Origin of the sequence: Mycoplasma sp. NEAQ87857 (assembly GCF_009792315.1) — a bacterium.
Taxonomy (GTDB): Bacteria; Bacillota_I; Bacilli_A; order Mycoplasmatales; family Metamycoplasmataceae; genus Mycoplasmopsis.
Genome location: NZ_CP045542.1, coordinates 278,747 through 293,737 on the forward strand (window position 1 = coordinate 278,747; position 14,991 = coordinate 293,737).

The window sequence follows — 14,991 nt, forward strand, 5'->3', positions numbered from 1 at the left end:
TATTTAAACTTTAATTATTTGTCTGAAACTGTTAATCTTTTTCTACCTTTAGCTCTTCTGTTTGCTAATACTTTTCTTCCATTAGCAGTTTTCATTCTAGCTCTAAATCCGTGAACTTTAGCATGTTTACGTTTGTTTGGTTGATAAGTTCTTTTGCTCATTTTTCCTCCTTTATATAAATAATATAAGCGTGCTTATATTATACAATAAAAATAATTATTAATTACTTTTATTTAAAGCACCAAAAGCACTATATAGTATATATAAAAGTTAAATAAATACAAATTTTACAATTTTAAATTGTGTATAATTTACACAATAAAAAGAGGTGATATGCTAGATTTTAAACATATATTAAATAATGAAAAAAAAGTTAGACAAAATTTAATTAATCGTGGTTTTAATATTGAAATTTTTGACCAAGTGGTTGTTTTATTAAAAGATCGTGGTTCATTTATGAGCAATGAACAAGCTAAAAGAGCAGAATTATCTAAATTATCAAAATTATTTGGTCAATTCAAAAATCAACCTGAAGAATTAGCTAAATTAAAAGATCAAATTGCTACTATTAAGCAAGAATTAGAAACTTTAACCACCCAAACCAATGAAATTAATAGCAAAATTAATGAATTAATTTTACAAATTCCTAACGAACCTTTAGATGAAGTACCTGTTGGTAAAGATGAAGATGAAAATATTGTAATTAATACTTATGCTGATTTAGGAAGAAAGTTAGTTAAAGATGTTTTACCTCACTATGAAATTGCAAAACAATTAGATATCATTGATTTTGATCGTGCAACTAAACTTTCGGGTTCTAGATATGTAATTTATAAAAATAAAGGTTCTCAATTAGTTAGAGCCTTAATTAACTTTATGTTAGACCTTCATGCAACTAAAGGTTATAATGAATTTAATACACCTGTTATTGTTAATTCTTCAATGCTTTATGGTACAGGTCAATTACCTAAATTTAAGGAAGATTTATATAAACTTGAAGGTTTAGATCAATATTTAATTCCTACAGCTGAAGTTACATTAACCAATATTTATAATCATGAAATAGTAGATTTATCTACTCCTTTTAGAGCCACAGCTTATACTGAATGCTTTAGATCTGAAGCAGGAAGTTCTGGAAAAGATACTAAAGGTATCATTCGTCAACATGAATTTAAGAAAATTGAGTTAGTTAAAGTAACAACTCAAGAAGATGCAATGCGCGAATTTAAATTAATGCTAGAAGATGCAAAAGATGTCTTAAAAGCATTAGAAATTCCATTTAGAGAGCTACAATTATGTACTGGAGATATGGGATTTAGTGCTAGAACTACAGTTGATTTAGAACTATGATTACCTTCAGAACAACGTTTTAGAGAAGTTTCTTCAGTAAGTTATATGGGAGATTTTCAAGCTCGTAGAGCAATGATTAGATACAGAAATAGCGAAGGTAAAACTGAATATGCTCATACAATGAATGGTTCAGGTTTAGCTGTTGATAGAGTTATTGCTTGTATTTTAGAACAATACCAAAATCCAGATGGAACTATCACCATTCCTACTGTTTTAAGAAAATATATGAATAATCAAGAATTGATTAAATAAAAAGATGAATTGTAAAATTCATCTTTTTTGTTAGCTATATTGTAGTTTTAAGGGTTGCTCTTTAGCTAGAATTTTATTTTTTACAAAATAATATCTAGCACTAAATAACCCCACCACAAATCCATAAGCTGTCATATAAGTTAAAGTTATAGTTAATCATAAAGGTAAATGTCATTTACCATTAAGTAGCTTTCTAACACCTTTATAATCACCCTCATATCAGTCTTTGATTTTTACTCCTGTTACATTTTGGTCAATATTTAAAACATAAGCATTAAAAATAACATAAGCAAAAAATATTAATGCAATAATATGAATTGCTAAAAGATCTTTTTTATAAACAATGTTTTTAAAGTTTACAAAGGCTAAACTTCCAAAAACAATTAAGAATCAATGCATTAAGAAATATAATCTATTTTCATTAGTTCCAACAAATACTCACTTAGGTGTAAAATATTGATCTTTTTCAATAGTTGCAATTAAAGGCATTACTATTAATCCACCTAATATACAAAATGGACTTACTAAAAAAGCTCAACGCTTAGTTTTATCTAAAATCATTGATACGCATAATGCTATAGAGAAAAATGGACATAAATCCATAAACAATGATTTACTTAAAGTATAACTTCGAAACATTGTTATTGTGTCTTCAGGATACTTATCTTTAAATCATTCAGGTATCATAGCGTTATTATTTAAAGCTTCTAATAAAAACTTTCAGTTTTGACTAAATCTTAATATAATAAAATATGTTAGGAAAAATATTCCTATCACAATACGTAGTCAATACTTATCAAAAACGTTATTATATTTCTTATTTAACCATAAGGATAATATTACAGATACTATAGTTATTAAAACTATTGGTATTGTTAATTCTAAATAATGCATAAAATAAGTATATCAAATTATATGAATTGAGGTATTATGCAAAAAGTCTTTGCTTATGATTTAGATGGTACATTATTAATGAAAGATAATACAGTTCATCCATACACTCAAAAGTGCTTAAAAATGGTTCAAGATAAAAACCATATTAATGTAATAGCAACTGGTAGAGGTATTAAAAAAGTAATACCACTCATTGAGAATGGGATTATTAAAAATATGGATTATATTGTTTTTTCAAATGGTGCAGGTATTTATAACATTCAAACCAAAGAAATACATTTAATTAATAACCTAGATCCTAAAATATTTGATATGTTATATCAAAAAGCATTACAATATAATTTAATTTTAACTATTGATACTATTAATTACAATGGAACCATATTACCAAACAATGATTATCCAAGATGAATGTCAAAAGAACAAATTATGGATATGAATATTTTGAATGTAGCTTCATATTATGAAATTAAAAGCTTAATTCATACTCAACCTAATTCAGTAACTCAATTAGCTTTAAGAAATCCTTTAAAATTAGCAGCTCAAATTACTGATGAAGTTAAAAAATCAATTGATTTAGATAAATATGAAGTATATTTAACCAACTCAGTTTATACTGATGTTAATCCAAAAAATACTTCAAAATTAAATGGATTAAAATATTTATTAAAGTTACTTAACACTAATACTGATTCATTAATAGCTTTTGGAGATAGTGGTAATGATGTACCAATGCTATATGAAGCAAAAATTGGAGTTAGTTTAGGTAATGGAACCAAAGAAGCAAAGGAGGTGTCAAACTTAATTATAGGTGATCATGAAAGCCCAACTATTGGGCACACAATTTTATCACTTATTGATTAAAAAACTACTATGATACAGAATACTTTTTATTTTAAAGAATCATCAAATCTATTAAATGAATTATTTCATCCTAAGTGATTAACCAATCTTATTTATGGATTTGAAATATTAACAGTTATATTAATTATTTCTTTAAGTCTTCCACAATTATTTAAGTTACTTAAAGATAAAAAAACTGGTGAAATTAATTTCGTTTCATTTTGAATTTTCCACTTTGGAATTTTATTCTGAGTTCTTTATGCTGCTACTTTTAGGGGTAATTTAATTAATGTTATTATTGCTGATGGTATAGGTGTATTTGTTAATGGGATAATGACTTATTTACTTTATTATTACAAGGATGATTTTAATAAATCAACCAAAAATAAAGCACTTATTTTAGTAATATTTACCTGAGTTATGAATATTGCTTTAATAGCAATTTATATAATAAATCAAACTAAAGATAATACCTTAACTGTTTCACCACAGTTTTCATTAGTTGTTTCATTAATTGGTCCTTCATTTACAACTTTAGCATTTACTCCTCAATTAATTAAATCATTTAAAACCAAACAATGACAAGGTGTTTCTTATTGAATGTTTGTTTTATATGTGGTAAATAACATTGTTTGAATTATTTGATGAATTTTAAAAATCTATGATGACAAAACTTATGGTGCGGGAGATCAATTTGTTGGATTAATTGGTGGATTAATATGACAAATTATTTCATTACTCATATTCTCGGTTCAACTTGGATTTACTTTATATGATAGACATTTAATTAAACACAACAAAAAAGTAATTAAATAAAAAACTTATAGCTTAAGCTATAAGTTTTTATATTAAATTTCGTCATTATTCCCTGTAATAGCTTGATAAATTTGGTGAGAAAATTGTTTTCCGAATAATATTTTTAAAATATAAAATCCAAAATCTAAAGCTGCTCCTGCAGATTTAGCTGTAAAGATTTTATCAGTTGTTTTAGTAATATATGCTTCTTTGCGATTTGATGTTTGAAATTCTTTAGATCATTCAGAAGGATATGATGAATAAGGGCTATTATTTGGAATTAATTTATGTTCTAATAAAACATTAGGAACATCACAAATAGCAAATAAATATTTATTATTATCAATAAAATATTGAACTAAATTTAAAGATGTTTGATCTTTTCTTAAAATTTGAGCCCCTTGACCTCCTGGAATATATAAAGCATCAAATTCATCTGCATCAATTTTATTAGTTGTTTGAATATCATTAACTAATTGTGCTTGACCAGATACTTTAATACCTTCAGGATTATAATAAACAATTTTTTTGAATTTTTTACTACGTTGAAGAACTAATAAAACAGAAGCAAATTCAATATCGTTGAATTTATTTTCTAATAAAACTAATAAATTCATTATTTTCTCCTAATAACTTTTTTATAAATTAAAAATAATATTAAAGCTAAAGGTAATAAAACTACTAAAACAAAGATAATGATATAGGTTTTTAATCAAGCTCTATTTTCTTGTTTTTTACTTGCTTCAATGGTTGCAAAGAAATTTGCTGCAACTTCACCTGATAAATGATTTTTAAGAGCATTTAATCTTTTTAAATCATAAATTTTAAAGATAGTGAATAAAAGACTAACTCCACCAATAACCCCTAATAAAGAGTAGGCTAGAACTTCAACATTTCCAAATCATTTATCAAATACATTATGAAATTTAATATCTAAAAAGAAATTAAATGCACCACTTGTTCCTTCTTTACCAATAACAATATGTTGATCTTTTAATAGAAAAATCAATAAAGTAAATAAACCAAAATATGTAATAAAGAATAAGAATAATCAATTTAATCTTAATTTCTTAAATACTATACCTTGATAAATTTCATAAAACACTGAATATGTTGGCGTATCTTTGTGTTCAATATTTTGTCTAATTTTTCTTTCTGTTGCATTTAAATTTTTGTATTTTAAAATGTTTTTAATTAAAAATACAAGTGAAATTAAAAGTGCTGCACCAATTAAAACATATCACCCTATTCCTAAAGATGCTGATTTATCATTGTCAATAACTACCTTTTTGGTATTTAATACAAAATTAATTACTCCTGCTACAATAGAACCAATAAAGAAAGTTAAATAAACTAAAATGCTAAATAGTCTAATTTTTCTCTCTCTAACTAATGTACTATAAAGATCTGAGTTAATTTGATTATTCTTATCAAAATAAGTGTGTTCTTGAGTTTTTAATAATTCATTTACTTCTAATGAATTGTTCTCTATAGCTTCCACCTGTTGATCATGTGGCATTTTTGCTTTAAACATAATTTCTCCTTTTAATTGTTGTTTGTTAAGAAATTATTAATTATTTCTTGAGCATTTATTGAATCTAAAACATCAGCAGGTATTATATCTTTTAATACGCTATCAGTCATTTTTCCAAAAACTTCAGTAGCTTGTTTTGAATCAAATTCTTTATTAAGTTTTTTAACAACACTAATTATTTCATTAACTTCTTTGTTATTTTTGTTATTAGTTAAGAAGTTATTTACTTGTTTTTCAACATCTTTAGTTAATGATTCTTTAATTTTTTGAGCTTGTTGTTGTGCAGGAAGTGAATCAAATGATGAATCTTCTTGTTTTAATTTATTAATTACACTGCTTTTAATTTTTTGTACTTCAGTTTTTAAATTATTGACATTTTTTTCGTTTTTCTTTAGTTCTTCTTTTACTACGTTTTTAATTATTTCAGTTGTAGCTTCTTGTAATCTTGGTTCTTCAATAATTCTTTTTAATTCTTTAACACTTGCTTCATTTTTAAGATCTTTAGAATTTAAAATTTGGTTAAATAATTTTTCTCTTCCTGATGCAGATGTTAATTTACTTACAAGTTCCTGAGTTTCAAAACTAAATAATCCTGCTCAACTAGTACCTTTACCAAAAGTAATAATTTTTAATGCTGATCCTGTAAATGAGTTAAATGTTTTATTTTGACTTGATAATAATAGTGGGTTTGCAATAGTAGAAGCATAAGGTATTGTTAAAGCTGCTCCTAATGACCCAGTAACAAGTCTTTTTCATAGTGGGAAACGTTTTCTAGCTCTTGTATAATTAATAATTAATGTAGTTATAAATACAATAATCATTAATATTGTGTAAGTTATATATGCAATTAACACAGCTAAAAATGAAGATAGTGAATTTGCTGGGAGAAATTCTCTTCATTTTGCGGGTACTATTGCTATAACTTTGTCTATTAATAATCCTGGTAAAAATAATGAAGTAATACCAGTGATCAATATTGCAATTCCTATCCCAATAAGAAATTTTCATTTTAATCACATTGAAATTAAAAATGTAATTAAAACTAATCCTATAAATATTAATATTGCATATGTAGGAAGAAATGCAAGAATTTTTTCTAGTTCTTTAATTGATTTTCCTGCTTCTGCTAAAAGCGGTTGTGTCGTTTCTTTCATTGTTCTCCTTATTTTTTATAAATATTTTGCATTTTTATTTTTTAATCATGGTGATTTTTGTTTGATACGATCAATAAATAATTTTCCATCTAAATGATCTAACTCATGTTGGAACACAATAGCTAAATATCCACTAAGAGTAAAACGCATAAATTTACCTTCGTTGTAGCTATATGCTTCAACAACGATTTTTTCACTTCTATGCACATATCCTTCTTGATTTGGTCAATCTTCAGGAACACTTAAGCACCCTTCACCTTCTGCTAAAGCGATTTTTTTATCGCTTTTATAAACTAATTTAGGGTTAAATAAAACATCTTTAAATAAAACTTTATGATCTTCTGTTTGAACAAAAACATAAAATGCTCTTTTTAAAATTCCATATTGTACAGCTGCTACTCCAACTCCTGGTCTAAATTTTGTCCCTTCTGTTTGTGAATCATCAATGTGATAAATCATTCTTTCTGCTAATTCTTTATCTTCATCGCTTAATGGAAGAGCTACTTCCTGCGATCTTTTCCTTAAAACTTTTTCAGGTAATTCTGTTAATACTATATTAAATTTTTCCATATTATTTATATTATATAATATTAACTATATTTAAGTGGAGGACTTGTGATTTATTCTATTTTTATTAATATTGCTTTTTTAATTTTTGGTTATTTGATTGGATCGATAAATTTTGCTATTTTAATCGGTCATAAAACCAAACAATTGGATGTAAGAGATTATCATTCAAAAAATGCTGGAGCTACTAATTCTACTAGGGTTTTAGGTAAGAAATTAGGTTTAATTATTTTAATTTTAGATATCTTAAAAGCTTTAATTCCTGTTTTAATAGTAAGGTCATTAATTTATGCTTTTCCTATTGGTGAATATTTATTTTATTTATTTCCTATAATTACTGGATTTGGAGTAGTGGTGGGTCATATTTATCCAGTATTCTTTAAATTTAAAGGTGGAAAAGGTGTTGCTTGTTGTGTTGGTGTGTTAATTGCAATTAATTCATTATTACTTTTAATTGCTGCAGTTTTCTTTTTTGGAATTATCTTTTTATTCAAATATGTTTCTCTTGCAAGTATATCAACCGCAGTAATTATGACTATTTTTGTATTCATCCCTTGATTTTCATCTTCAATACTAGGTTGAACCACAATTAATCCATCATTATTTTATGTTAATGGAATATTTTACATATTATCAGCTGCATTGTTAATTTATTCTCATCGTAGTAATATAATAAGATTAATTAACCATCAAGAAAGAAAAATAAAATTTTAATAATTCAATAGTTCTAATGGACTATTTTTTATATTTTTTATTCATAAAATTCTTTAAATCGGTTCAAAAACAATCGATATATATATATATATATGCAACATTCATTATAGAGAACATTTCCTTATTTCTAGTGTATAAATAAACTAGAACACATTTAAGTGTCAATATAGAAGAAGGAGATATATGAACTCATTAAAATCAAAAATTCAAAAAGCGTGATGAGCTAATATGGTTCTTTGAATCATTTCAGTTGTATTTACCATTTTTTACTTTATTCCATTTTTATACTTAGTTAACCTTGTATTTAGTTGAATATTTGGTCTAGGATTTTTCATAGCAATGATTGTATTAGGAGTTTTCTTAAATAAAGCTAAAAATTCAAGTGTTCCTCAAAGGATTAAATCTGCTGCTAAAACATCAAGTGTTATTTTCTTTGTTTTATCAGGTATCCAAGTATTTACATTAATCCTTGGATCAATTCCACTTATTGGATTAGCTGCAGCTGTTATTAACTTTATTGCATTTATTATTTGAATCGTTGCAATGGTAAAAGCTCGTTACACATATAAAGAAATGAGCGAACGTTCAGAATAATATATCTAAATAATCTTCATATGAAGATTATTTTTTTATTAATTATTGTCAAAGTATTAAATTAACTTATTATTAAAAATTTTAAAATTACAATGTAAATTTTTGAAAAAGTTAAAAAAGAGCATTTTAAATGCTCTTTTTATGTTTTTTTTGTTAAAACTTGGAAATCCTGCAGGTTTGGTGGTAGGTCTAAATGTTGATTCATTTCATTCTTTAGGAATATATTTTGGTTTGATTATCTCTTTCCCCTTTAACAATTCTTTTTTAAAGTCTAAATTTAAAAATTCAATGCCATTTAGTTTAAAGTTTTTAAACTCATCATCTGATAAATAAAGACCTATTGCTTGATGTTTAATTTCTTGTATTGGTTTAATATCATCAAGATTGGTTATATTAATCCTGCGACCTCAACTATTTTTAACACCATTTATAATTTTATTTTCAACAAATGAATATGTATCTATGTCTTTTCTATTATGTATCCCTACATCTTTTACTAAGTATAATGTATTTTTATTAAATAAAGGTGTAATGTAATTTAAATCAGTTATTAATCGATGATCATAAAATGATGTGTGTTTGTATTCTAAATCAATAATGAGAATGTTTTTCTCTTGGATATTGCTTGAGTTTCCATATGGTAATGACACATATTCATTTATATGTTTCTTAATATTTTCTTTAGATATGAGTAATAAATTAATTTTTAACTCAGGATTTGTATTTTGTATTTTGTTAAAGATTTCTGGTTGATAAAAATAAACACCATCATTATTTCCGCTGTTAGGTGGTAAATGAAAGACAGAGATATTATTTCATTCGTTTTTTGTAATTAATGCATTAGATGAAAATTCAAATCTATCAATATAATTGCCGGTAAAATAATTTATATATGTTGTTTTATTGTTCGATTCGTTTTTTACTCAGTTAGGAATATTTAATCAATCACTATTTTTGAATTCGTCATTAGCTAATATTTTCTTATCAATGATACTTTCATATTCCTTGCTATTTAAGTTAGTATCATATTCTTTTGTTCAAAAACCATGTTTTTTAATAGCTTTTATAGGTAATGAGACTTTTATAAGATCAATAGTAGTTATCAATTTCGCATCTTTTATGAATTTCTTATAAAATTCATTATATATACTTTTATAATCTTTCTCATATCTGCTGCTGAATAAAAGTTCTTTAGATTGTTTATCAAATTCCCAAGGTCAATAACCGATTTTTTGAAAATCAATAGCGAAAACCGTATTCAATTTCATTTTATTTAATTCATTATTTCAATCATCTATTTCTTTGTTACTATTCTCATTTATCTTATTTAATTTATCAATGTTGTATTTCTTGATAATTAGTTTAGAAATTGTCTCTTCTTTTTCTTGTGTTCTAGAACAAGATACTATGGGTAATAAAACGGATAATGATGCTAATGGAATAAAAATTAGGTTTTTGAGTTTCTTAATATTTAATTTTAGTTCTATACTAAACATATTTTTTATAAATTTCTTTTTCATGATTGCCATTCATTTTTAGATAATTTTTATTTATCCATAGAAGTTTTTTACTTTTATTTTGTGTGCATTTTTATGGATTTTTGCAATATAAATTCTAAATAAAACAATATAAATAGGATAATTTTTAATTATGATTAGCCTATAGTAACTTCCCTTCAGTTTTTTTCTCATTCTATAAGGTTATATTCTGGCTTAATCTTATTTTTTCCTTTTAATATTTCTTTTTTGAAATCTAAATTTAAAAATTCAATACTATTCAATTTAAAGTTTTTAAACTCATCATCTGATAAATGAATTCCTATTGCTTGGTGTTGAGTTTCTTGTTTAGGTTGAACATCCTTTAGATTGATATTTTTAAATTTATAACCTAGACTTTTTCTAACACCATCTATAACATACTCACTATCATAATATAGAAAAGGGGAATCATTATTTCTGTTATGTTTTCCTATATCTTTCACTAGGTATAGTGTATTTTTATTGAATAAAGGTGTAACGTAATTTAAATTGGTCATTAGTAGATGGTTATAAAATGATGTATATTTATACTCTAAATCAATAATTAGAATGTTTTTTTCTTGAATGTTGTTTGAATTTCGATATGGTAGTGATACATATTCATTTATATGTTTCTTAATATTTTCTTTAGATATAAGATATAAATTGATTTTTAATTCAGGGCTTGTGCTTTGAATTTCATTAAAAATTTCTGATTGATAAAAATCTACATTATGTTTCCCACCACTACTTCCGTATTGATAATAAGGTTGGTGAAAAATCAAGATATCATTTCATTCATTTTTTGTAATTAACTTATTTGGAGAAAATTTAAATCTATCGATATAGTTACCGGTAAAGTAGTTTATGTGTATTATTTTATTGTCAGTGTCACTTTTTACTCAAGTGGGTGTAATTAACGAAATGCTAGTCTCAAATTCTTCATTAACTAATATTTTTTTATCAATAATACTTTGGTATTCTTTGCTATTTAAGTTAGTATCATATTCTTTTGTTCAAAAACCATGTTTTTTAATAGTTTTTATAGGTAATGAAACATTTATAAGATCAATAGTAGTTATTAATTTCGCATCTTTTATGAATTTCTTATAAAATTCATGGTATATACTTTTATAATCTTTCTCAAATCTATCTCTTGATAAAAGATATTTAGATTGTTTATCAAATTCCCAAGGTCAATACCCGATACTTCTAAAATCAGCAGCAAAAAGAGTGTTGAGCTTCATTTTATTCAATTGTTTTTCTCACTCTTCTATTTCATCTTCGCTTTTTTCATTTATCTTGTCTAATTTATAAATATTGTATTTTTTAACAATTAATTGTGCAATCCTTTTTTCTTTTTCTTGCGTTCTAGAACAAGATACAATGGGTAATAAAATGGGTAATGATGCTAATGGAATAAAAATTAGGTTTTTGAGTTTCTTAATATTTAGTTTTAGATTTGTATTAAGCATATTTTTTAAAAATTTCTTTTTCATGATGCCTTTCATTTTTTAAATAATTTTTTTATTAACGAAACTCCTTTCTACTTTTATTTTATTCTTTTCTATATTAGATTTTTTAAAATTCTTGCACCATAAAAAGTAAAAAATTAATATAAAAAAAGTAGTATAAACCAAGACAAAAAAAGATGGCATTCATATCCATCTTTCACTCTAGTTTAATATACTCATTTAAATTATTTTCCTATTATCAAAAAAAGTATTAGAAGTTAAAAAATATTAATTACAATGTAAAATTTGCAAAAAATATTAAAAAACATATTTTTTAAGCGTTTTATTAACTTTTTTATTAATGTTGGAAACTTTAAGAATAAAAAAATAATCCTTGATTAAGGATTATTTTGTAGGACCAATTTTTTATTAATCGCTATTGGTTTGCGATAAATATATATACATATTATTAATTAATTTCAATTCATATATATTCTATATAAAAATTAAAATATCTCTAGTAAAAAATGATATTTTGCATAAAAATTGCATTTTTTTATGCAAAATTGCTGTTTTATACAATTCTAATGTATGAATATCAAGGATAATCAGCTATTATGGTTGAAAAATAATGAATTTCTAAACTAATTAAAGTTGTAATTGTAATAACAATTAATAGAATAATTACATCTCTTCAAGAAAATGTTAATTTTCTATATCTGGTTCTTACTGCATAAGGATCATAACCTCTTGTTTCCATTGAATTACCTAAATCTTCAGCTTTAGCAAATGATGAAACAAATAAAGGAATAATTAATGTAGTAAAAGCTTGAATTTTATCTTTTATGTTACCGTGTCTAAAATCAACCCCTCTACTTGATTGAGCTTTCATAATTCTTTGAGCTTCATCTAATAAAGTAGGAATAAATCTTAAAGCAATAGAAATAATCATCGCAATAATATGAACAGGTATAAAAAATAGTTTTAATGGTCATAAAACATCTTCTATTGATTTAGTTAATAAAATCGGTCTAGTAGTATTTGTTAATAATGACATGCTTAAAATCATTATGTAAATTCTAAAAAATACCATTATAGTTCTATTAACTGCATCATAAGAAAATCCATATAAGTTTTGGAATGAAACTTTGTTATTTTGAACAGTTTTTAATACATCTAAGCTAGTTAATTTAGCTTCTACAGTGGATAAAGAATCTTTAGCAATATCTAATGTTTTTATATCACCAGAGTTTTTGACTGCTATTTTTCAAAAACCATTTACAAAATAATTATCTTTTAATACAGTTTCTAAATCTACAGTATATAAATTAACTAAAAAGATAACTAAAGCAATATAAAAAGGAATTTTCACCATTCTTAAAACAGTTAAAAAACTTTTAGTAATCATTAATTGAACAATGATTAGCGGGATTAAAAGTAACCCAACATCAACTACAGATCTAACTAAAAAGATTAAAACAATATAGAAAATATTGATTAGAAGTTTTAATCTTGGATCAACTCTATATAAAAATCCATTTCCAGGGATATATCTACCAAAAACACTTTTCATATTATCCCCTTCCTTTATTAGTTAAATAATTATTTAAAAATTCAGCTAATTCATCAATTGATGTAACTTTAGGTACATCAATTCCTTTAACTCTTAATTTATTAACAAATTCTAATAATTTAGGTGGTTGAAGATTATTTTGCTTAAGAAATTCTACATCATTTAGAATTTCATAAACATCTCCATCTTTTGCAATTTTACCTTTTTTAAGCAATACAACTCTTGAAGCTCTTTCAAGCACATTATCTAAATCATGAGTTACATTAATAATAGTTTTACCTTTTTTATTTAAATCACTTAAAATATCTAATATTTCTTTAATACCAACAGGATCTAATCCTGCAGTTGGTTCATCCACGATTAAAACATCAGGTTCCATTGCTAAAATCCCTGCAATTGCTACTCTACGTTTTTGTCCACCACTAAGTTCAAATGGACTTCTTGATAGATATTCTTCACTTAAGCCAACCATTGCTAAATAATCTTTAGCTTTTTCATAAGCTACTTCTTTACTTTGTCCATAAGCTATAGGTCCAAAAGTAATATCTTCTAAAATAGTTCCTTTAAATAATTGATATTCAGCAAATTGGAATACAACCCCAATTTTTTGTCTTATTTTTTTTGCTCCTTTAAAAGAATGTTTTCTTTTAGGATCAGGATAAATAAACTGAATTAAATCATCTTGTAAAACATATTTAGAATATTTTTTATTTTTAGCTAATTCTTGATCTTTATAAACTCACTCAATTTCTCCCATAGTAGGTTTTAATAAAGCATTTAAATGCTCAATTAATGTGGTTTTACCACTTCCTGTAGCTCCAATTATTCCAATGTATTCACCTTGATTAATTTCAAGATTTAAATTATCTAAAGCTTGAAATTCTCAAGGTGTTTTGGGTGTAAAAATATGAGATAGATTTTTAACTTTTATTTGCATATTTCATTAATTAATTCCTTTTTGTTATATGTTGGAGTTACAGCATTGATTTTTTCACTAAGTTTATAAATAAAAGGTGAATCAATTTTAGCTAATTCAATAATTTCTTTATTATTTAATATTTCTTTAGGTGATCCTGCAGCTACAAGTTCTCCTTTTGAAAATACTAAACACTTATCTGCTAAAATAGCTTCATCCATATCATGTGTAATTGAAATTAGAGTTTTATTTTTATTCCTTTGAATCTCTTGAATAATCTTAATCACACTACTTTTTCCTTTTGGATCTAGCATTGAAGTAATTTCATCAAAAATAATAACTTCAGGATCTAAAGCTAAAACTGATGCTATGGCAACTCTTTGCTTTTGACCTCCAGATAAATGCTCTGGTTCACGTTCTAAATAATCTTGCATATCTACCTTAGTAGCAAATTCTACAATTTTATCTCTCATTTCTGATTGAGGAACTTGTCTATTTTCTAAACCAAAAGCAATATCATCCTCAACTGAAGAACCAACAAATTGATTATCTGGATTTTGAAAAATTATTCCAATTTTTTTTCTAATTTTTCTTAAATTAGTTTTTTGATATTTAATTCCATCAATTTCTAAACTTCCAGATTGAGGTTTTAATAAAGCAACAAGCACTTTTGATAAAGTACTTTTACCACTACCATTATGTCCTAAAACCGCTACATATTCCCCTCTTTTAATTTCAAAAGAAACGTTTTTTAAAGCAGGTTCACCTTCATCAGGTCTGTAATTAAATGTTATATTTTTGACTTTTATCATAGTTAAATTTTAATAAAAAAAC

The 14,991-nt window shown here is 24.8% G+C and carries 16 protein-coding genes; 5 read left to right on the top strand and 11 right to left on the bottom strand.

Going from position 1 to position 14,991, the window contains the following annotated elements; all coding sequences use genetic code 4:
* Nucleotides 1–14 precede the first annotated feature (14 nt).
* A complete protein-coding gene (gene rpmH / locus GE118_RS01115; protein ID WP_027333701.1) occupies nt 15–161 on the bottom strand; it encodes a 50S ribosomal protein L34 in 147 nt (48 codons plus the stop codon).
* A gap of 172 nt (nt 162–333) precedes the next feature.
* Here rpmH and serS point away from each other — a divergent pair, with 172 nt between their 5' ends.
* Nucleotides 334–1,602: a serine--tRNA ligase gene (serS, locus tag GE118_RS01120; protein ID WP_158763620.1), complete on the top strand. Its 1,269-nt coding sequence runs from the start codon at nt 334–336 to the stop codon at nt 1,600–1,602.
* A 30-nt stretch (nt 1,603–1,632) separates the two neighbouring features.
* Here serS and GE118_RS01125 read toward each other — a convergent pair whose 3' ends face one another.
* A complete protein-coding gene (locus tag GE118_RS01125; RefSeq protein ID WP_233262757.1) occupies nt 1,633–2,496 on the bottom strand; it encodes a DUF5378 family protein in 864 nt (287 codons plus the stop codon).
* A gap of 21 nt (nt 2,497–2,517) precedes the next feature.
* Here GE118_RS01125 and GE118_RS01130 point away from each other — a divergent pair, with 21 nt between their 5' ends.
* On the top strand, nt 2,518–3,360 hold the full coding sequence (locus tag GE118_RS01130) for an HAD hydrolase family protein (protein ID WP_158763622.1): 843 nt from the start codon (nt 2,518–2,520) through the stop codon (nt 3,358–3,360).
* Nucleotides 3,361–3,369: 9 nt separating this feature from the next.
* Complete coding sequence (locus GE118_RS01135; RefSeq protein ID WP_233262758.1) at nt 3,370–4,155, top strand: PQ-loop domain-containing transporter; 786 nt, start codon at nt 3,370–3,372, stop codon at nt 4,153–4,155.
* Between the two features lie 32 nt (nt 4,156–4,187).
* Here the strand turns inward: GE118_RS01135 and GE118_RS01140 are convergent, their stop codons facing one another.
* Genes GE118_RS01140 through def form a run of 4 tightly spaced genes read right to left on the bottom strand, consistent with a single transcriptional unit; the run spans nt 4,188 to nt 7,392 of the window.
* A complete protein-coding gene (locus tag GE118_RS01140) occupies nt 4,188–4,751 on the bottom strand; it encodes a DJ-1/PfpI family protein (protein ID WP_158763623.1) in 564 nt (187 codons plus the stop codon).
* Nucleotides 4,751–5,668 carry an MSC_0882 family membrane protein gene (locus GE118_RS01145; protein ID WP_158763624.1) on the bottom strand — a complete coding sequence of 306 codons (918 nt, stop codon included), beginning with the start codon at nt 5,666–5,668 and terminating at the stop codon, nt 4,751–4,753. Before GE118_RS01145 ends, GE118_RS01140 begins: the two co-directional genes overlap by 1 nt.
* An 11-nt stretch (nt 5,669–5,679) precedes the next feature.
* Nucleotides 5,680–6,822, bottom strand: a complete 1,143-nt coding sequence (locus GE118_RS01150) for a hypothetical protein (protein WP_158763625.1) — start codon at nt 6,820–6,822, stop codon at nt 5,680–5,682.
* Between the two features lie 15 nt (nt 6,823–6,837).
* Entirely contained in the window at nt 6,838–7,392 is a 555-nt protein-coding gene (gene def / locus GE118_RS01155) for a peptide deformylase (RefSeq protein WP_199267019.1), read from the bottom strand.
* A 45-nt stretch (nt 7,393–7,437) separates the two neighbouring features.
* Between def and plsY the strand changes: the two genes are divergently transcribed.
* Both plsY and GE118_RS01165 read left to right on the top strand, forming a co-directional pair.
* Nucleotides 7,438–8,103: a glycerol-3-phosphate 1-O-acyltransferase PlsY gene (gene plsY, locus GE118_RS01160; RefSeq protein ID WP_158763626.1), complete on the top strand. Its 666-nt coding sequence runs from the start codon at nt 7,438–7,440 to the stop codon at nt 8,101–8,103.
* 183 nt (nt 8,104–8,286) lie between these two features.
* Nucleotides 8,287–8,697 carry a hypothetical protein gene (locus GE118_RS01165; RefSeq protein WP_158763627.1) on the top strand — a complete coding sequence of 137 codons (411 nt, stop codon included), beginning with the start codon at nt 8,287–8,289 and terminating at the stop codon, nt 8,695–8,697.
* Between the two features lie 56 nt (nt 8,698–8,753).
* On the opposite strand, the gene GE118_RS01170 is transcribed toward GE118_RS01165, so the two are convergent.
* The 5 genes from GE118_RS01170 to GE118_RS01190 form a co-directional block, all read right to left on the bottom strand.
* Nucleotides 8,754–10,226 carry a hypothetical protein gene (locus GE118_RS01170; protein ID WP_158763628.1) on the bottom strand — a complete coding sequence of 491 codons (1,473 nt, stop codon included), beginning with the start codon at nt 10,224–10,226 and terminating at the stop codon, nt 8,754–8,756.
* 125 nt (nt 10,227–10,351) lie between these two features.
* Nucleotides 10,352–11,713 (bottom strand): hypothetical protein, encoded by a 1,362-nt coding sequence (locus GE118_RS01175; RefSeq protein ID WP_158763629.1) that lies wholly within the window; start codon nt 11,711–11,713, stop codon nt 10,352–10,354.
* Between the two features lie 529 nt (nt 11,714–12,242).
* Nucleotides 12,243–13,241, bottom strand: a complete 999-nt coding sequence (locus GE118_RS01180; protein WP_158763630.1) for an energy-coupling factor transporter transmembrane protein EcfT — start codon at nt 13,239–13,241, stop codon at nt 12,243–12,245.
* A gap of 1 nt (nt 13,242) precedes the next feature.
* Nucleotides 13,243–14,178 carry an energy-coupling factor transporter ATPase gene (locus GE118_RS01185; RefSeq protein WP_158763631.1) on the bottom strand — a complete coding sequence of 312 codons (936 nt, stop codon included), beginning with the start codon at nt 14,176–14,178 and terminating at the stop codon, nt 13,243–13,245.
* Nucleotides 14,169–14,969 carry an energy-coupling factor transporter ATPase gene (locus tag GE118_RS01190; protein WP_158763632.1) on the bottom strand — a complete coding sequence of 267 codons (801 nt, stop codon included), beginning with the start codon at nt 14,967–14,969 and terminating at the stop codon, nt 14,169–14,171. The genes GE118_RS01185 and GE118_RS01190 overlap by 10 nt, the downstream gene beginning before the upstream one ends.
* Nucleotides 14,970–14,991: the final 22 nt, after the last annotated feature.